The 19,926-nt window shown below is 39.7% G+C and carries 14 protein-coding genes; 7 read left to right on the plus strand and 7 right to left on the minus strand.

Annotation, left to right across the window (positions count from 1 at the left end):
* Nucleotides 1-27: 27 nt before the first annotated feature.
* The 5 genes from B5X76_RS00890 to B5X76_RS00910 form a co-directional block, all read right to left on the minus strand.
* Entirely contained in the window at nt 28-903 is an 876-nt protein-coding gene (locus B5X76_RS00890) for a DUF4843 domain-containing protein (RefSeq protein WP_079640541.1), read from the minus strand.
* Between the two features lie 28 nt (nt 904-931).
* Nucleotides 932-2,395, minus strand: coding sequence for a RagB/SusD family nutrient uptake outer membrane protein (locus B5X76_RS00895; RefSeq protein WP_079640542.1), 1,464 nt, complete (start codon nt 2,393-2,395; stop codon nt 932-934).
* A 24-nt stretch (nt 2,396-2,419) separates the two neighbouring features.
* Nucleotides 2,420-5,674, minus strand: coding sequence for a SusC/RagA family TonB-linked outer membrane protein (locus tag B5X76_RS00900; protein WP_079640543.1), 3,255 nt, complete (start codon nt 5,672-5,674; stop codon nt 2,420-2,422).
* A gap of 18 nt (nt 5,675-5,692) precedes the next feature.
* Nucleotides 5,693-6,916, minus strand: coding sequence for a FecR family protein (locus tag B5X76_RS00905; RefSeq protein ID WP_079640544.1), 1,224 nt, complete (start codon nt 6,914-6,916; stop codon nt 5,693-5,695).
* Between the two features lie 86 nt (nt 6,917-7,002).
* On the minus strand, nt 7,003-7,581 hold the full coding sequence (locus B5X76_RS00910) for an RNA polymerase sigma factor (protein ID WP_079640545.1): 579 nt from the start codon (nt 7,579-7,581) through the stop codon (nt 7,003-7,005).
* Between the two features lie 210 nt (nt 7,582-7,791).
* Here B5X76_RS00910 and B5X76_RS00915 point away from each other — a divergent pair, with 210 nt between their 5' ends.
* The 7 genes from B5X76_RS00915 (at nt 7,792) to B5X76_RS22390 (ending at nt 18,144) form a co-directional block, all read left to right on the plus strand.
* Entirely contained in the window at nt 7,792-8,364 is a 573-nt protein-coding gene (locus B5X76_RS00915; RefSeq protein ID WP_079640546.1) for an RNA polymerase sigma factor, read from the plus strand.
* Between the two features lie 88 nt (nt 8,365-8,452).
* The gene (locus B5X76_RS00920) at nt 8,453-9,622 is read left to right on the plus strand and encodes a FecR family protein (protein ID WP_079640547.1); all 1,170 of its coding nucleotides are present in this window, start codon (nt 8,453-8,455) and stop codon (nt 9,620-9,622) included.
* A 47-nt stretch (nt 9,623-9,669) separates the two neighbouring features.
* Nucleotides 9,670-13,095: a SusC/RagA family TonB-linked outer membrane protein gene (locus tag B5X76_RS00925; RefSeq protein WP_079640548.1), complete on the plus strand. Its 3,426-nt coding sequence runs from the start codon at nt 9,670-9,672 to the stop codon at nt 13,093-13,095.
* A gap of 50 nt (nt 13,096-13,145) precedes the next feature.
* Nucleotides 13,146-14,555: a RagB/SusD family nutrient uptake outer membrane protein gene (locus B5X76_RS00930; protein WP_079640549.1), complete on the plus strand. Its 1,410-nt coding sequence runs from the start codon at nt 13,146-13,148 to the stop codon at nt 14,553-14,555.
* 9 nt (nt 14,556-14,564) lie between these two features.
* Complete coding sequence (locus B5X76_RS00935; RefSeq protein ID WP_079640550.1) at nt 14,565-15,296, plus strand: DUF4843 domain-containing protein; 732 nt, start codon at nt 14,565-14,567, stop codon at nt 15,294-15,296.
* A 17-nt stretch (nt 15,297-15,313) separates the two neighbouring features.
* A complete protein-coding gene (locus tag B5X76_RS00940) occupies nt 15,314-16,876 on the plus strand; it encodes a PKD-like family lipoprotein (protein WP_079640551.1) in 1,563 nt (520 codons plus the stop codon).
* Between the two features lie 128 nt (nt 16,877-17,004).
* Nucleotides 17,005-18,144, plus strand: coding sequence for a redoxin domain-containing protein (locus tag B5X76_RS22390; RefSeq protein WP_176140953.1), 1,140 nt, complete (start codon nt 17,005-17,007; stop codon nt 18,142-18,144).
* 218 nt (nt 18,145-18,362) lie between these two features.
* Here B5X76_RS22390 and B5X76_RS21900 read toward each other — a convergent pair whose 3' ends face one another.
* On the minus strand, nt 18,363-18,530 hold the full coding sequence (locus B5X76_RS21900) for a TlpA family protein disulfide reductase (protein ID WP_176140954.1): 168 nt from the start codon (nt 18,528-18,530) through the stop codon (nt 18,363-18,365).
* A 248-nt stretch (nt 18,531-18,778) separates the two neighbouring features.
* Nucleotides 18,779-19,921 (minus strand): TlpA disulfide reductase family protein, encoded by a 1,143-nt coding sequence (locus tag B5X76_RS00950; RefSeq protein WP_079640553.1) that lies wholly within the window; start codon nt 19,919-19,921, stop codon nt 18,779-18,781.
* Between the last annotated feature and the right edge of the window lie 5 nt (nt 19,922-19,926).

Genomic DNA, 19,926 nt, shown 5'->3' on the forward strand with positions numbered 1-19,926 from the left:
GTGAGATTTAAAATTGATCATTCGTTTTTATTTTTTATAGGGCACGCCAACATATGATTTCCAAGATACACCTGTGACCCACATTAATCGTCCATCTTCTTCTACTATCGGATCTCCTGCACTCATCCTAGCTGTTAGGTATTTAACCATCTCTCTAGTAGTCAGATTGATCAATACAGCAGGCATAGTTTCCCTAGTACTAAAACTGTCATAGGTTAAATTCATCAGCTCGCACATGAGTAAGAGTTTTTTCTCTGAATAGTTGCCCCAATTGCCTGTTTCTTCATTGGTACCTTCTACGATTAGACCAGACCAACCTCCAGGTCTTGGTAAATAATCACTGATTAGGATTTCATGTATAGATGCATCAAAATTTGATACAATTGCTTCGTCTGTAGCATCAAGACCAGGGATAGCATCCCAATCTGGAAAGGATAAGCCTAATTGTTCATTCGGTACTAATCGTAATCCGATCTGTTTTGACGCTAGCTTTAAATCCCCAGTGCGTAGGATCGTGATTGGAACATAGGTCAGCACCTGACCTGCCGGTATGGTATAAGAATCTGCTAATGGTTTGTAATGTATGTTGATTTCAGCGGTCGTAACCTCTGGATTAATAACCACCTGAAAACTGCGATCATATTTTTTTACAGGGCCAGTGACCATCACTTTGAGGTGAATGGTTGTATCCGAGCCGGAAACATTTCCGAGTTGTAATTTACTTGTGGGAATAAAGGGCCAACTCGATTGAAGTCCCGAATTGGATCCACCTTGAACGGCAAAATATATACCTTCCACACCTTCATAAGACATTATTCCCTTTTCGCAGGAACTAAAAAAAGCTGCGAAGCAGACCATGCCAATACTGCTGTAAGTACCTAATTTATATAAGTTAAATTTCATAATTTCTATTTTTAATGATCAACATAAACTATTGGCGAAGTGACGTCTCACTTTCGGGCAAAGGCACCCGGTATGAATTTAAAGGCATAGGTTTCGTACCCGTAAGCCCGACATGATTGGGTAACTCTGTAAAGCCTAATCTTTTATAATAAAAAAATTGTTGCCCCTCACAAACAAACTCTCTTCTGTACTCACTGGTAATAATCTGTTGCAGTGCAGCGCTGGTCGCAGCCGTTAGCGAAAACGCATTTCTATGCAGTCTTAGGGCATTAATATAGGTCAAACCTTCTGTCAGATCTGTACTGCATTCTGCCGCGATGAGATACAGCTCACTGACCCGTAATAGGGGTATCATATAGCGTCCTGGTCCATCCACGTCATCTTTAAATTTTTGATTCGTAGTCAAAGTAGTACCAGTCAGTGCATAGGGTTCCCAGATCTTTCGCCTGTAATCATTTTGGTCATCGTACATGGCGTTTACCCTGGTAACATCCGTATTCCCGGCATTTGGTGCCAATCTGATGCTAGGATTTATTGCCGGAGAAAAAAGGTTATTATAAACTTCCACTCGGTTAATGGTATACATCGCGAACATTACTTCAGAAGTAAACAAGCGATCCGGAAGGGAAATATTCATCGCGTCTGCAGAAGTAACAAATGGGAATAAGGGATTTTGATCTGTTTGCACTAAAGCAATTGTCTCTTTGGCCAAAGCTCCTGCATTCGTTTTATCATTCATCCACAAATATGCCCGAGATAACAGCAGGTTCGTCGCATAATAATTTAACCTATACTGTCTATAGTTTAAGCTATTATCGCCATTTGTTCCATTTTGATTACCTATACCTGTGCTCAATATGGGATCTGCCTTTCTTAAATATTCCTGTGCAGCAATTAGATCTGCTAACACCAAATCCATTACCTCTACAGAAGAATAAAGTGGAGCAATTTCTTTGCTCGCCTTGAGGTAATAAGGCATAACAGGTACAACTTTTTCAGAGGCTGACCAAGCTGGACCAAATAAACGCAGCAAATCAAAATGTATGTATGCACGCAAGGCCAATGCTTCACCTTTCACTAAACTGAAATAGGGCTCAGGCAATACTGCAGTAGGCGCCTCACCGACTTTCTCTAAGAGAATATTGAGGTTACGGATAATGCTATAACTTTTTTGCCATACACCTTCAAAACCAGACTTATTTATTGCAGCGGTATAATCAAAAGTACCAAAGTAAAAGTAGGGGTTATTATGCCTTCCTAGCACATAATATTGTCCCATGGCATCCACGGAACCCGCTGTTAGAAACTGTCCATAGAGGCTAGGATCTGCCATTTCTACGTATACGCCATTCAGCGCTTTCAGGTACCCTTCTCGGGAGGAAAACAGGAGATCTTCCGAAATCCGGTCAGTAGGTTGCACATCAATCCACTTGCCACAGGAACAGAGTAGAGTGATACAGAGTATACTAAAATATTTTATAGTGTGTTTCATTGATTTACGTATTAAAAGGAACAATTAAAAACCTAGTGACAGGGAAAACGATACCGAACGTGCAAAGGGGTATTCTGTACCTCGCTCATTCAAAATAGTTGACAGATAAAAGATGTCGTTCATATATGCCCGAGCCATTAATGAGGACACACCCACTGATTTTAACCAATTCTTATTATTCGTTTCATAACCTAAAGAGAAAGATTCACCGATCAGGTGGTTATTGTCTGCCACAAACCGGGATGACATCGGCGTCGCATCAAATCTGGATATTGCTTTAAACGAAGCCTGATCTCCTGCTTCTTGCCAGCGATCATATAAAGCGCGTTTATCTTGATTAAATCTTAATTTGTCATTACTGATATTTTCCACTTTGTCATATAGGGTTTGCAGGAATGCCTGACCACCATAACGGTAACGTATATCTACCGAGGCTGAAAATCCTTTGTAATAAAGCGAAGTTCCTATCACACCTGATATCTTCGGTTCAGAATTACCGACCACCGCCTCGTCATCGTAGCTGTGTGTGAAGGTCTGCTCGCCATTTTTCTTTACAAAAATTTCACGCCCTGTAGCTGGATCTATCCCTCGCGACTGTACCGCCCATAGATCTGTAGGACTAGCTCCATCGTAGTAGCGGGTCAAATTGCGGCTTACGTTATCATTGTTCATAAAATCTAGCGCATTTCCTAATTGATCATACGCATATTTATTTTTACTCATGTTCAATTTCATTCGCCAAGTGAAATCTTCCTTTTGTATTAACGCCCCATTTGCCGTTAACGAAAATCCCTTCGTCAACAAACGTCCCATGTTTTCGGGAACTGACGTCAAACCTAAGGAAGAAGGGACATTAATATTAACGAGTAGCGGGTCAGTATCTTTATGGTAATAATCGGCATCGATTCGTAAGCGATTATTAAACACCATCAACTCCAGTCCTACATTCTTATTTAATGTTTTTTGCCATTTTAGATCTGGATTACCATCCGAACTCAAGATCACACTGGTTCCAAAAGGATTGCGGTTATTCTGGTTATAACGGTAAATCCGCATCGCGATGTAATCACTAAAATTTTGATTACCTGGATTACCAATAGATGCTCTGATCTTTAAAATGTTTAACCATTTTAAGTTTTCTGCCCCAAACCAGCGTTCTTTGTGCATATTCCAGCCGATACCTGTAGACCATATCGTTGTAAACTGCTTGTCCGAACCATATACGGATGAACCATCCGAACGTAGTGTGCCGTCAAAAAGATACTTATCTTGATAAGTATATCCTGTAGTGAGGTAAAAACCTGCTCCACGTCTTTTGGAATCCGTATAGACCGGCACACCCACCTCTGGGTAGCCAAATGAAAAGGCAGGGTTGGTAAACTCATCGTCAATAAATCCGGAGGCATTGTACAGACTTAGTATCGAATTATATTGCTCTATCCGTGCACCTGCAACAGCATTGATCATGTGTTTACTGCCCAGCGTACGAACAAAAGTAAGTGCTAGATCCGAATTGTAATTTACATCATTTCCATTAGACTCGCTATACCTTCCTTGATTCTGAATCGTAGCATTGTCAAACTCGGTATTGAAGGGTGAGCGGAAAATCTCGGTACGGGCAGTCGATTTAACCACACCTATTCGCGTACGTAAATTCAACCCCTGCTGTATATCCCATAGAAATTCAAAGTTATTGGTGAAACCATTGGATTTCTCTTGGTTCAAATTATTGTTATTAAAGTTCCAGAGTGGATTGAAGCTGACAGCCCTGGGCTGCCATTGTTTTATGATATGGCCATCTTCCTCACGTTTCCTGAAATATGGATTTGTATTGGCAAAATCAGCAAAAGAAACCGGTTCTCTATTGGCTGTTATCAAGTCTAACGTCAATGAGTTAGAAAATGACAAATTACCCTTTCGATAGATCAATTTGGTATTGCCAGAAGTCGTTGTACGATCTGACAATTTCATCACGCCGGGTTGTTTTCCATAGGATAAAGTGAGCATGTAGCGTAGATTTTTATCTCCACCTTCTGCAGATATATTCTGCCTATGAACAAAAGCTGTTCGTAAAGGCTCGGCCAACCAGTAGGAATCTACACCACGTTCAATTTCTTTTCGAACTTCGTAATACTGCTTTTCGTAATCTTGGTAGTCTATGGCGTTAAAAACCCCATAGTAGCCCGACTTTAATTCAAATTCCAGCTTTTCCTTTGCATTCATCAAATTATAATCCGTAAGATCAGCAAATGAAAAAGAGGTATTGGCACTATAATTAATTCTTAATTCGCCTGGCTTTGGTCTTTTAGTCTCGACCACGACTACTCCATTTGCCGCCTTAGACCCGTAAATAGCGGTTGCTGTCGCATCTTTTAAAATGGTAATGGACTCAATGCGATCCATGCTAAAATCATTGATTACGGCAAGATTACTTTCAAAACCGTCCAAAATAAATAACGGCTGATTCAGATTGGCGCCGAATTCATTACTTATGCCGACCACACTGCTTTTTCCATTGATTTCAAGGTTGGGCAATCGGTTGGGATCTGAGCCAAATTGATTGCTTTCCATAATCTGAAAGGCTGGATCTAAGGTTTTCAAGCTTTGCAATACGTTTTGGTTACCAACCATTTTGAGTTCCTTGGCTGTATAAGTTGCTGCAGAGCCCGTAAAGCTTTCCTTCTTCCTTTGGTAAATACCTGTTATGACTACATCATCTATGGTTTCACCCTCCTCTTCAAGTTCAATAACATAGAAAAATTTATCCATGGTATTTATCTTAGCTTTTTTGTAACCAATAAAGCTAAACTGTAGCTCTTTGATCGTTGAATAGGTCGGAACATGAAAAAAACCACGGGCATCCGTTTTTTGTAAAGACATCTCCATCTCATTAATTCGTAAGTTGACATCTGCCAGTGGAAGCTTCGTTTTTTTGGAAATCACTTGTCCTAGAATAGTTCCTTTTCTTCCTGGCTTTTCTCCAATAACAATAGCATTTCCGGTCGTCTTTACGATAAACCCGGTTTTATCATTAAAATAGGTATTCAATAAGAGACTGAGATCTACATCAACTGGTTGGTTAATATCAATCACGGTTTGAATATTGAGACTTGTAGATCCCAGCATGATATCCTTTCCGGTCTGCTTTTTGATCTGTTTGAAAAGTTGTTCCAATGTCATACTCTCCTGCCGGAGGTTTACCTGCTGCGCATAGCCATAACTAGCTAATACCAACAGACTAAACGTAAGGAGTCTTTGTGGTTTAAATTTTAAATTCATTAAATAATGGTTAGTTTTTTAATATTGACGTGTTATGTAAATTCTTTCATCGGTCTGCTTGACTACTATACTAGGATTTGCCTTTAAAATGGTCAGTATATCACTCAGCGGTTGCTTTCTTGAAACATTGACGTAAAACTTCATGTGCTCCAAGGATTTATCATAGATTACATCCACATTATACCAGCGGCCTATTTCTTGACAGAACTGTTCTAAACTGCTGTTTTCGAAATAAAAGGTATTGTCTAGCCAAGCCAATGCTGCAGTTATATTTGCAGGACTTACGTGAGCCTCCTGATTGACGAGGAGCTGTTCATTAGGTTTGATCAATATAACCTCTTCTTGCAAACCAGTAGCTTGTATAGAACCCTGTATCAACGTTGTTTTACTTTCTTGCTGTATCGTATAAGCCTTGATATTAAACTGCGTACCTAATACCTCGATCTGATGTCTCTTCACATTCTTTGAAGCAGGAATCTCTACAATAAATTTGCGACTATCTTGGTGGGCAACATCAAAATAAGCTTCCCCTTTTAAAGTCAGTAACATCTTTCCATCTACGGCCGTCAAAGGATAGCGTAACGTAGAACCAGCATTGACCTTAATTTTTGTGCCATCCAATAGCTGGACCATAAAGGTGCGCCCAGCAGGAACATCGATCTCATGGTAGACCTTACTCAAATTAACAGACTCTTTGATCGCCTCATAGCTGATCGAGTTGTGATGCTGTACAATACGTACGCCCAAATCCGCCAATGTCTCTTCCGCCTTACTCGTTATAGAATCCAAAGTCTTCACTCTAGAGTCACTTAGTGACAATCGTACTTCTTTTTCAATGGGAGATAACTTAGGTATTACGACAATGGAATCGGAAGAGATATCTTCTGTCGGTGCTATCTGCGTATACTGTATGGCTTGTTGAATTTCTTTTTTGTAAAAAAGGATAGGAATACACAACAAAAGGATAATCGCTGCGGCATACCGTAATAAGGTACGCATTTTGATTTTACGGACATTAGTTCTAGATCCTACTTTTGCCATGATAGCCTCAAATTTATCATCAGCAATGCTCAGATTCGATTTTTTCTGACTGAATGCACGCTCAATAAGTAGATCTACCGTTTCTTCGTCAGCATATTTAAAAAAAAGTAGCAGCAGCCTATGATCTTCTGGACTGATGCGATCTTCCAGCGACTGCTGCAGGAGTAGTTCTATATAGGTAAAATCAAACTTATTGTTCATTGCTTATAGCCTTCGGTAAAATCCTTAAATGGACATACTGTTACTCTATAAGATGTAAAAAAATAAAGTTTGGGGGGAAATTATTTTTACTTTTTTAGTAAATAAAGCAAAATTATCGACAAACCGCTGTCTTTTAGATACTTAATCATATACCCTCTTACACGATTGGTGGCTTCTTCATAATTGGATTTAACCGTCTCGGGCGAGACCTGTAAGAGCTTAGCTACCTCATTTCGACTCATCCCTTCTGCTTTAATAAACTGATAAGTGAGGCGTTGTTTTTCCGGCAATTTACCAATAGCTATTTCAAAATGCTTCTCCAATTCTTTGTATTCCGCAGGGTCTATCGCCGGAGCAGGGTTTATTAATTCGTGTAAGTAGAGATCAATAGGCTCTGTTGGTAGACTTTTGGATCGTAATCTCGCCAAGAATACATTTTTAGCAATACGGTATAGCCAAGCTTCAAAATCATTTATTTCCAAAAGACTGTCTCTTTTGTTCCATACGATGACAAAAGTTTCCTGAAGCACCTCGTCAGCAATAAATTCGTCTTTAGAGAGTTTTAAGGCTGTATGGTAAATATTGTCCTTGCACAGATAAAACAACTCCTTGAAAGCCCTTTCGCTGCCGCGAGCCACTTCCCCAAGAATTTGTTCTATGTTCATGATAAATTTAAAAGAAAGTTAAAGGTCGTAAATTTAGAAAACTTTATGGAAAATGAAAAGGTAGAATATTTGATTTTTTACAAGGTATCCCTACGTGATTACTTGATATGCAAATTATTGTTTAACTTTGATAAGTTTTTATAAGCACTACAGATTAACCTTGAAAACACGTAGTTTAGAAAAGCGAGATACACGGTATTAGAAAGTAGTATGCAGAAAGTGGACTCTAGTGATAATGAACTATACCTACTATTCCAAAATGGAAACGAAGCTGCTTTTGACATACTTTACAGCCGTTATTGGAAAATTCTACTATATAAAGCGCTTCAGAAACTGGATTCTGAAGATGATGCAGAGGAAATTGTCCAAGATACATTAATGGTGCTGTGGGAAAGAAAGAAAGATATCCAAATTGAAGGTCAATTCAGCAACTACTTAAGTGCTATTCTTAAATACAAAATCTTAGAGCGCCTAGCAAAAGGAAAGAAAAGCAGAGAAGAAAATAATAAATATTCGTCCGTAATAAAGCTCCACGACAACAATACGGAGGAATGGATTCTCTTTGAAGATATGAAATCTGTCTTAGAAACGGCTATTAACGAATTGCCCGAAAAATGTCAGTTAGTATTTCGAATGAGCCGTGAAAAAGGATTTTCGGACAAAGAAATAGCAAATGAGCTTGGCATAAGCCAGAAGACGGTGGAATCTCATATTACCAAAGCCTTAAAGACACTGCGCTCCAAACTCGGCAGACTTTCCTTTTTATTATTTTTATTCTATTAGAAAACAAGGAATTAGCAAAAAAAGTTATTTCCGCCTCAGGGTAATAGACGCCTATTTCACACTATACTACTAAACGCATTAAATTGTCATGGATAAACTATCGCCTATTGAGCGTAATGCATTATCGAAGAAATGGCTTGATAAAAGCCTTTCTGAAGATGAGCAGCTCCGCTTGGATAATTGGTACAAAATAGATGTAGCGGAACCTTTACTATGGAAAAAGGATTCGTCCGAAGCGGAATTATATCATCGGATGCGGCGGGATTTTAACCAGAATAAGCTGTTAAAAAACCGTAAAAAAGGATTTCAATGGGCTAGATACAGTTCTATCGCTGCTGGCTTGGCATTGTTTATTTGGTCCGGAATATATGTGCACATGCAACGGCAAAACAAAACTGTACAGGAGTTAACATATTCTGCTCCGCCCATAATCTCTCCCGGCGGGAACAAGGCGCTATTGCGTCTTTCTGACGGTAGGGAAATCGCCCTAGATGAAAAGCAGTCAGAAATCAGAAGTGGAGAATCATTAAGTTATTCAGATGGAAAACCTCTCCCTTTACCTTCTAAACCCCTGTCTAGTGAGAATAGCGTCTCTTATCTCGCTCTTATCACCCCAAAAGGAGGAACATATAGCGTGACTCTCCCTGATGGCTCACATGTGCAACTCAATGCATCTTCTTGCCTAAAATATCCTGCTCGATTTTCAAAAGAATCACGCATTGTCGAACTAGAAGGGGAAGGTTATTTTCATATTAAGCACATGCCATCCGCCAATCGCAAGGGAAAATCTATCCCTTTTATTGTAAAGACTAAGGAACAAGAAGTTGAAGTACTCGGCACACAATTCAATATTAGTGCGTATGCAGCTGAAAAGGAAACGAAAACAACGCTGGTGGATGGTCGTGTAAAAGTGAGCAGCATGGGTAATAAACAACATAAAATTCTAAACCCAGGCGAGCAGACTTTGCTAGCACAGGGAAATCTATCTATTACAAAAGCTCGTATTGAAGGTGAAATAGCTTGGACTAAAGGTTTGTTTGATATGGAGAACAAAAACCTAGAACAGCTTATGAATCAATTAGCCCGCTGGTACGACATTGAAGTACAATACCAAGGATCTATACCAAAAATTCATTTCTTTGGCAAACTAAGACGGGACAACAGCTTTAGTGAAGTAGCAGACATTTTGAGAACAGCTGGAGTTAAATTCTATTGGAAAAACCAAAGAGTACTCGTTATTGAAGAAGAAAAATACTAAAACAATATAAATATTTAATTAATCAACTTTCAAAATTGTGAATTTTAATGAAGAAAACTAACCACTTACCTAGAGGGGGGTCGAGCAAAATGGGAATTATGAAAATAAGCCTATTTTTAATTATCGCGGGGCTCTTTCAAATACAAGCCAGCAGCTATTCTCAAACGATAACTCTGTCCGGGAAACGCGTAAAACTACAAGATGTATTACAAGAGGTTGAAAAACAAACTGGCTATGTCGTATTCGGAGATCGGGCATTGCTACACAAATCCGCACCGGTGATGGTCGCTGCCAAAAACACACCCCTTAAAGATTTTCTAAATCAGGTATTCCAACAACAATCCCTTGATTATGAGATTCGTCACAACACGATTGTACTTCTGAACAAGAAACCCACGACTAACAGTAAGACCTCAGTAGCAGTGCAAGAAGGAATTACAATCACCGGAAGAATTCATAATGAAAATGGCAGTCCATTATCAAACGTTAACATAAAGGTGCGCAAATCCAACCAACAAGGGGTAACTGATGCAAACGGGGTCTTTATGTTGATAGACCTAGAAAAAGATGCTGTTATAAACGTAAGTAGTCTTGGCTACCAAACTATGAATATCCCTGTAAATGAATTAATAACCTTAAAATCCAATGAATCTAAGTCGATTGGAAAAGGTGCAATCCAAAAACATGAGCAACATTATATCATCCAGCTCGCAAACGAAGAAATGGCCGTTGATGAAGTTGTAGTAACGGGTATTGTAGAACGCAAAAAAGAAAGTTTTACAGGTGCGACCAACAGTTTTACAGGTCAAGAACTCCTTCAGGTCGGGAATGTGAATGTCATACAGAGCTTAAAAACTTTAGACCCTTCATTTTTAGTAGTTGAGAACGCTATGTTTGGGTCTGATCCCAATAGACTGAGTAATATCGAGATCAGAGGACGCAGTAGCTTCACTTCGGCAGATCTAGAAACAACCTACGGGACTAATCCGAACTTACCCTTATTTGTTTTGGATGGCTTCGAATCAGATCTACGTACCATTACAGATATTAGTATACACCGGATCGCCCGAATAACCTTACTAAAAGATGCAGCATCTACCGCTCTTTATGGTTCCAGAGCAGCAAATGGAGTAGTCGTGGTCGAGACCAAACAGCCAACACTTGGGCGAATTGAAATCTCTTATTCATCCGATTTGTTGGTCAACTCTCCTTTTTTGAACGATTATAACCTGATGAATGCCGCCGAGAAATTGGAATTCGAGCGCCTATCGGGTCAATTCAATAGCTCTGGCTTCCTGAATTCGGCTATGCTCACCGAAGCGGATTACTATAGCAGATTAGCCGAAGTTAAAAGTGGCGTGGATACGTATTGGCTATCCGAGCCGCTACGTACGGGCTTCACGCATGGTCATAACGTGAATTTTACAGGTGGTAGCAACGAACTACGATTTAATGCGGGATTAAGCTACAAGCAAGATCAAGGGGTTATGAAAGGTTCGAATAGGGACACGTATCGTGGAAGTCTATCTCTTACGTACCGAAAGAATAAAATTAACATAAACAATCAACTTTTTATTAGCGGATTTAACGCTCAAGAATCTCCTTACGGCGCTTTCTCAAATTTCTCACTTGCTGTACCTTACTATCAAAAAAGGAATGCTATCGGTGAAATACCTCGCTACCTTAACCTATTTCAAGATTCGAAATTGGCACAGGGACGGGGCGTGGACTCCATTCCAAACCCGCTATACTTAGCTCAAATCGGTAACAGGAATGACACGAAATCCTTTGGCTTTACCAATAACTTACAAGCGAACTATGATTTCACACCTTCGCTTCGCCTAAGTGGTTCGTTGAGTCTGACCAAAGGGACACAGGAAAACATTTTGTTCAAACCTGCCGAGAACCCAGAATATGACCAAAAAATAGCGGAGGAAAAAGGATTGTACCGGAATGGTCGTACAGACAATAATGCCTACCAAGGCAGCCTGATGCTTACCTACGCCAAAGTATTTGGCGAGCGTCATAGCTTGACAACCAACCTGCGTGCCGAGATACAGGAGAACAAATACAATACGGTTGGTTTTAGTGCGACAGGATTTTCTTCACTGAGCAATGGAAACCCTAATGTGTCAAGCGGTTACCTACCTTACAGCAGACCCAATGGAACAGTACTGATCTCCAGAAGAAATAATATCCTTGCTTCGGTCAACTATATGTTGGATTCAAAATACCTTTTCGATTTTAGTTACCGATATGACGGCTCTACGGCATTTGGTGCAGCTAAGCGTTATTCCCCTTTTTGGTCTACAGGGTTAGGCTGGAATCTACACAAAGAGCAAGCTTTGGCTGATATGGGATCCCTAGATCTTTTAAAAATTAGAGGTAGTATCGGTTATACAGGCAATCAACAATTTGGGCAAGTGCTGTCGGTAAATGTGTATCAACAGCTCGCCGGTCAAACTATTTTTGGCGAAATGTCGGATCTCCTAGCGCTTGGAAACCCTAACCTTGAATGGCAACGTACACAAAATTTAAGTCTGGGGGTAGATTATGGCATTTGGGATAGCAGGTTGAATGGATATTTCAACTGGTACCGCAACCATTCCTCTCCATTGGTTGTTCCGATTGCACAGGCACCTTCATCTGGAGTAAAGGAATATTTTGAAAATGCGGGTGAATTAACGTATCAAGGTATAGAGGCAAAAGCAAACTTTGGCCTAATATACCGTCCCGAAGATCGAATAGTATGGAACATCAGTATGACGCTAGCGCACAACAAAGGAACATATAGTGGCTTTGGTGGAAAGCTAAACAACCTAAATGAGGCCCAAAGAGAAGCTAATTCATATACGCGCTATTTTGACGGAAACAGTCCGGAAAATATTTGGGCTGTAAAATCTGCTGGGATCGACCCACTGACAGGAAAAGAAGTCTTTATAAAAAAAGATGGGAATCAAACCTTTGAATATAGTGCACTAGATGAAGTTGTGATGGGCTCAACAAGACCCGTGTTAGAAGGCGTGACTGGAACCAATGTTACTTTCAAAGGATTCACAGCTGGCATATACCTACGTTACAGCTGGAAAAGTGATTTACTAAATACCGCGCTGTATAATAAAGTGGAAAATCTAAGTGCTTCCGATATACGTATGAACAACCTTGACAAAAGAGCACTATACGGACGCTGGAAGGAACCTGGTGACATCGCTGCCTTCAAGTCTATCAGCGACAATAGTTTTACACCTATATCATCGCGATTCATCCAAAAGCAATCCTTTTTGGCGGGAGAATCGTTAAATGTGAGCTATCGATTCCTGAATCAAAATTGGTTGAAATCTGCCGGGCTACAATCCCTTATTATTTCGGGATACAGCAATGATATTTTTAGATGGTCTACCGTAAAAAATGAACGAGGTCTTGAATATCCTTTTGCCAGTTCATTTTCGTTAAACATTAATGCTACCTTTTAAATAAAGAATTACATGAATACTAAAATAAAACGTTTTTTAGCGCTCATCTTATGTTCGTCGTCCGTTTTTTTACTTCTTGCAACAGCTGGCTTGACGTAAAACCCGAAGATAAAACATTGGAGGAAGATATCTTTCGTAACGAAGCCGGTATAAATAATGCGCTCAATGGAGTATATCACAAGCTAGCCTCCAATGACTTGTACGGTCAAAATATGACGAAAAGCACCCTGGACATACTAGCTCAATACTATAACAGTGCGGCAAAGACCCAAAGTGGCATCAATCGCTTTGCTGAAGTGGCAAACTTCAATTATAAATCCAAAGAAAATCAAGCCTATTTTGAGGCAATCTGGACGTCTAGTTACGCAGCGATATTAAGTATTAATAATCTATTAGAAGGGCTCGACAAATATGAGACGCCGCTTTCTACGGATAAACAATCCATAATCCAAGGGGAATTATATGCTTTAAGAGCATTTCTACACTTTGATATGCTCCGTCTTTTTGGACCTGTATACGCTTTAAATCCTGAAGCAGCAGCGATTCCCTACGTGACAACAACCGAGGTGAAATTAAACGACTTAATACCAGCTAGTAAAGTTATCAACATGGTCCTTATCGACCTAATGGAAGCAGAACGTCTACTTCAAAAAGATCCAATCGTACAAACTGGAATAGATATCAACCAATTCTCGAACGCGGGTTTTTATAAGAATCGAAATCGTAGATTTAACTATTATGCCGCAGTAGCTCTGCGCGCCCGGGTTCATTTATACGCTGGCAATCAGTCGTCGGCTAGCGAAGCCGCTGCCAAGGTCATTGAAGAAGGTTCAAAATGGTTTCCATGGCAGAGCGAACAGGAGCACCTGGGGATCGATGCCAATCGGATTTTTTCTAAAGAAGTCCTCTTTGGTCTGGATGACAACAGCTTATACACAAGCTATAATGATCTTTTCCATTCCTCTCGGAATGATGACAATTTGCTGGCTCCCAACAAAAGTCCTAATGTGGCTTTGGACATCTATGAAAATAATGCACAAGATTTTCGGTACATAGCCTACTGGGAGGATCTCTCTGCTAGTCAATCGGCTACAAGACCCTTCGCTAAGCTCTTTATCAAATATAAGGATGTAGATAGCCGTGACAAAAACTGGCGGAACTTTCAACCGCTCATTCGTCTTTCCGAAATGTATTACATCCTAACAGAGTGTTCAAAAAATATTGCACACTTAAATATGGTCAGAAGTCATCGTGGTCTAGAGCCGTTAGCAGCCAATGTTGCGATAGATATGGAACTGCTGAAAGAATACCGTAAGGAATTTATAGGTGAAGGACAATTGTTCTATTACTATAAACGAACGAATCAAAACCGTATAAAGGGGTTCCAGCTGAATAATATCACCATGAGTGAGGCTCAGTATGTTATACCATTACCACTATCAGAAAGTAACCAACGTTAATCATTAATTATGAAATTCATTTATTATAGTGTAGTTATATGTTTCTTTTGCATACTGGGATGTGCGAAAGAATCCATCGAGGAAAACATTCCTAAAACTTCGCTCTATCTGCATGAGCGATCGATAGCATTAGCAGTCAACTTTGCAGATGTATCAGAGTCTACCCCAGAAGTCACGTTGGATATTATCGTACATGCTCTTGGAGGGAGCAGGAACTATGACAGGTCATTTAAACTGGTACCTCTGGATAGTTCTACGGCTCAAATAGGTATTGACTATATTTTGAACAACGAGTCCATGTTATTAAAAGCCGGTAAATTAATTGATACGGCTCAGATCAGAATTTTGCGCAATCCACAGCTTCACAAAGATGGAACTGTTCTTCATTTAAAACTCGTGGCGGGATCAGATTTTGACACTGAATTTCTCGATTACAAAAACATGAGTACTATACGTATTAGCAATAAAGTCGCAGAACCACTTTATTGGTATTATTTTGCCTACAACTATCTGGGAGACTATTCGGAAAAGAAATTCAGACTACTGCAGAACCTAGCGGAAATGCCTAAAGAAGCATTGGATAATCTTCCTGAAAGTGATCAGGAATATGCCCTTTTGATTGGCAAATTAAAACGTTGGGGGCTAATACTGAAAAGACACCTTGATGAACAGACCGCTCTGGGTAAAACCGTATACGAAGAAGATGGACGTACTAAAATGCAAGTAGGTAGTTATCTCTAACATTAAAGACTGATAAAATGAAAATATATCTAAAATACAGTAGTAAGTTAGGCTTGATATGTGGCTTGATATTACTCCAGATAAGTTGTTACAAAGACAAGGGGAATTACGACTATCAACCTCAAAATATATTGACGATTACTGGAATAGATTCTAGTTATAGTATATTAGCGGGCAATGTACTAACGATTAACCCTACAATCACGGCAGGAGATAAATCCGATTCTGCAGACACTACGCGGTTTAGTTATAAATGGCTTAAAGAGTTGCCATCAGGACAGGTGCTTACGCTTTCAGAGAAGCCTAATCTATCTATCGAAATTACTGCTGACCGGTTTACGTTTAATCAGGTCAATCCCATTTATTTTGTCGTGATCGATAAACAGACGGCTGCCCGCTCTCAATTTATGCTACGCCTGGATGTTCAGACACAAACCTCATTTACGAAAAAGGGATGGTACATTTTGAGTGACATTAATAATGGTTCCAAATTAGGACTCATTGCATATACCAATAATGAACAATATTATTACGATGACGTATTACAAACTATAGGCTCTGGTTTGAAGCTGGAAGAACAGGGTGCTCCGCTTGGATTAAGCATAGACCTTAATGCTATGTTGACAGTTAGCACCGAACAAACCTCAGCCTATCTCCCTGTCCTCGATGGATTAGACTGGAAATCCGATTACCTTACACGTAATCTATTTATAGCCTCGCCGCCAGCGAATATGCAGATCAGCTATGCCGGCCCCTTAGATGTACAAACGCGGGAGACAAACATCGTTTATGCAGACCATAACTATTATATAGAATCGCCTCAATATGAAGATTTCTTTGGCAGTCCCATCAATCAATATGATTTAAGCCCTCAACCCTTTCGTGCCTCTCCATATTTTGGGGCCTTTTGGCAAGAGAGAGGTACGTTAATGTGGGATTTGGATAAAAAGCAATTTGCGCTTTATAGACTTAGTTTTAGCGCATCCAGCGCGCAACCTCTTCTGAGCCTTGCAATTGAAGGAGGAACTACCGTCAATTTGCCCACGGATAAGGAATTAATGCATATGGCAAAAGTGCGCTATACTGGTGAAAGGGGACAGGTATTTGCTATCATGAAAGCCTCCAACAATGTATATTCACTCCTTCGTTTTGAAGGACGGATAGGCACGCGTACGACTATCGTACTCAAGGAAGCAGAAAGTGAAATAAAGGCAACCGATTTTCACCTGGCAGAGCACATCACTTATCACCCTGTGTATGGTTACATTTATTACAATGTGGGCAGTAGAATATATGCCTACGATCCTATCGGTACAAAGACGAGCAAATTAATGCTTGACGTAGGAGAAGACAAAATATCTATGCTGGAGTTTAGTATTTCCAACAATACGGCATATAGGCAGCATCCTGAAGAGTTAAGCAAATTAGCTGTGGGTACATACAACGATAAACTGCCTAAGGATAAAAGTGGCAAACTAAGTTTCTATCAGGTACCTAGTGCTATGGGCCCTATTACCCAATCTGGCAAAAGCTATTCGGGTATGGGGGTGATCAAACAAGTTGCCTTCGTTACTAACTAATGGGTAGGGTAAACACCACGTTAATAACAGATGTGTGTTTACCTTATTATAAAATTCAAGAACATATGATTAGATATTATTTATTTATTACGCTCGGTATTTGCTTGGTCTTTGTAAGCTGTCAGGTTATGAGGCAAAAACCTTACTATGCATTGGAAGCCGAAATAACTGGCGCTCCAGAGGGTGGGACCGTTTATTTATCAAATGCTAAGCGCATTGTAATAGACAGCACTATCGTACGACAGCACAAATTTCGCTTTACTGGTAAAGTGGATTATCCCACGATTTATACGATTACCTTCGTTGACCATGCAGAACCCAATCCTAATCTACGCCCTATTATTCCTGTATTCATGGAAAATAGTCAGATTAGAATACGTGCTGATATCGGGCAGCTCTCGAAGGAATCCCAGTTTAGAATCGGACAATATGATTACGATAAGGTACAAGTAATGGGCTCGCATCATGATGTAATATATCGAGAATTTCTCGCGGGTTATAAACCTCTCTTTGAGAGCCGCAAAGCAGCCTTCCGAAAATATTTAGATCTGATTAATTATGGTGATCCTAGCAATAATGTGCAGAAAGGTATAACAATGGTAGGTCAAGTTGATGAGGCTGCTGCACAGCGAAATGATTACCTATTAAAATATATAGTTGACAATCCCAAGAGCTATGTATCGCTTTACATAGCAGGACAGTATGCTGATTATTTTGATGTAGATCAAATGATGAAACTATTACATAGCATGGACACACAGTTGTTGAGGCAATCCGGTGGTAAGCAGCTTGTATCCAAAATTGAACAATTCCGGACCTCGGCAGTCGGCGCTATGTATACCGACCTAAGCTTTCAAGATAAAGATGGAAATCCTGTTCGACTTTCGGACCATGTTGCAAAAGGTAAATATGTTTTATTAGAATTCTGGGCGTCTTGGTGTGTACCTTGCCGCGCTGACATACCCCACCTAAAAGAAAATTACAAACGATATCATCCCGAAGGATTTGAAGTCATCAGCATCTCGATGGATGCAAAAAAAACGGATTGGTTGCGTGCATTAGAAGAAGAAAAAATGCCTTGGTTACAGGTGTCGGACCTCTTGGGATTTAAGGGTCAAGTATCCAAAAAGTATAACTTTTCAGGTATACCAACTTGCATATTGATCGATCCTACTGGAAAAATTGCTTCAAGAAATATGCGTGGATCTTGGATGGATAAAGTTTTGATAGAAACTTATGGGGACAAATTTAGCTTAGGCGGCCATTAGCCTAATATTCACTACCATGCATATGGGACTGTGGTTAATGCCTGATCGAGCATTTGAATGCTTTAGATCAGGCATTTTTTCACGAGTTTATTTTGTCGGCCATATTATTGACTTGTCTATTTGTAACTCGCTACAGAAATTCGGACTTCATCTATAAAAAATGAAATAAAGTTACAATAGTATAATAAACCATGTCTCTCAGAAAATAACACAATAAATTAATTTCCCTTTTTGTTCATTAGCTTTTCGAACAAAGATTCCATAGTGATACCATCGTCGCCAACAAATTTGGCAACGATGTTTCCTTTATTATCGATCAGTACCTTTGTAGGAAAAGCTTTTATCCCATAATCTTGGGTAATACGTTTCGTAGCTTGTGTCAACATAATCTGCATCCAAGGTAGCTGCTGGCTCTCAATGGATTGTTATATATTAAAAGTTTCTTTGCAATATCAGGTTCCTTCTGGATACTATCCACGATTTGTCTAGAACGGATTTCTACATTATTAACTTGTGCCTGACTCCAAAACGGTATGAAAGCTAGCACCATGAATAAAATTAATATATTTATTTTTGTTTAACTATTTAATGCAATACCTTTTAAACACGAAGATCGTGCTCCAAAAATTACATATTAATCATTTAAAGCCTTCTTAACTGCTTCATACAATTTATCACCCCGCAAGCCTCTACCAATAATTCGCCCCTCGGCGTCCAGAAGAAATGAATCAGGTACTCCTGTGATACCGAATTGTTTTACAATAGGTTCGTCCCAATATTGCAAACTTGATATGTGATACCAAGGAAGTTGATCCTGATTTATAGCCTTCTTCCATGCCAGCTCATTGCGGTCCAAAGAAACGGCTAATATATTGAAGCCCTTGTCATGAAAATCAGCATATACTTTTCTCAAATGCGGATTTTCAGCTCGACAAGGACCACACCAGCTGGCCCAAAAATCAACCAAAGTCACTTTTCCTTTTGCCTTAACTTCTGCAAGAGACAAGGGTAGTCTATTGGTATCCAAGGAGGAGAAATTCTCCAACTCTTTACCTGGGGCTATTTTCATCCCGATTCGATATTTTTCTGCGATAATGAGTCCCTCTTTGGATTCCCGCAATTTTTTATCCAACCCTTGAAAAAGCGTAAAAATTTCCGGATTAGCATACTTTGACCCATCCAGTTGTTGAATAGTCAACAAAGAGATAAATGAACGGGGATGATCCAGAATAAACTTTTTTAATCGCGATATGATCTCAGCATTGGTATGCTTATATTCCTTATCCATTTCTTGATAATCAACCTGACTACCTCCCTTCTGTCGAATATCCCGAACAGCCAACATGAGTGCTATAAGTTTTTCTCGTAAAGGGTCAATATTTTCCTTTAGCACTTCGTATTCCATGGTAACCAAAGGTCCCGAAACTTTTGCTAATCTTAGAGAATCTGTATGTAGTAGACTGACCGTGCCTTCTTTAATAAAGACCTTACAATTATCCTTTTTACCACCTCCTGCTGGCGGATCGTAAGACAAGGTAACTTCTGTTGGTGCAGTTATACGATTTTTATATTGGAATCTTCCCCCTTTTACCACTACAGAATCCACCTTAACAGTATTTTCATCCATGTAGCTGATACGGAGCACACGTCCGTTAGGCCAATTTTTAAATTTTCCCGTCAATGTAAAATTAGGTTCTTGTGCATAGACCAAAACGGGCATATAAAACGACAATAAGACACAAATCGTCCGCATGTGGCTAAATTTCTTAAATTTCATAGGTG

This window comes from Sphingobacterium nematocida (assembly GCF_900168125.1).
Taxonomy (GTDB): domain Bacteria; phylum Bacteroidota; class Bacteroidia; order Sphingobacteriales; family Sphingobacteriaceae; genus Sphingobacterium; species Sphingobacterium nematocida.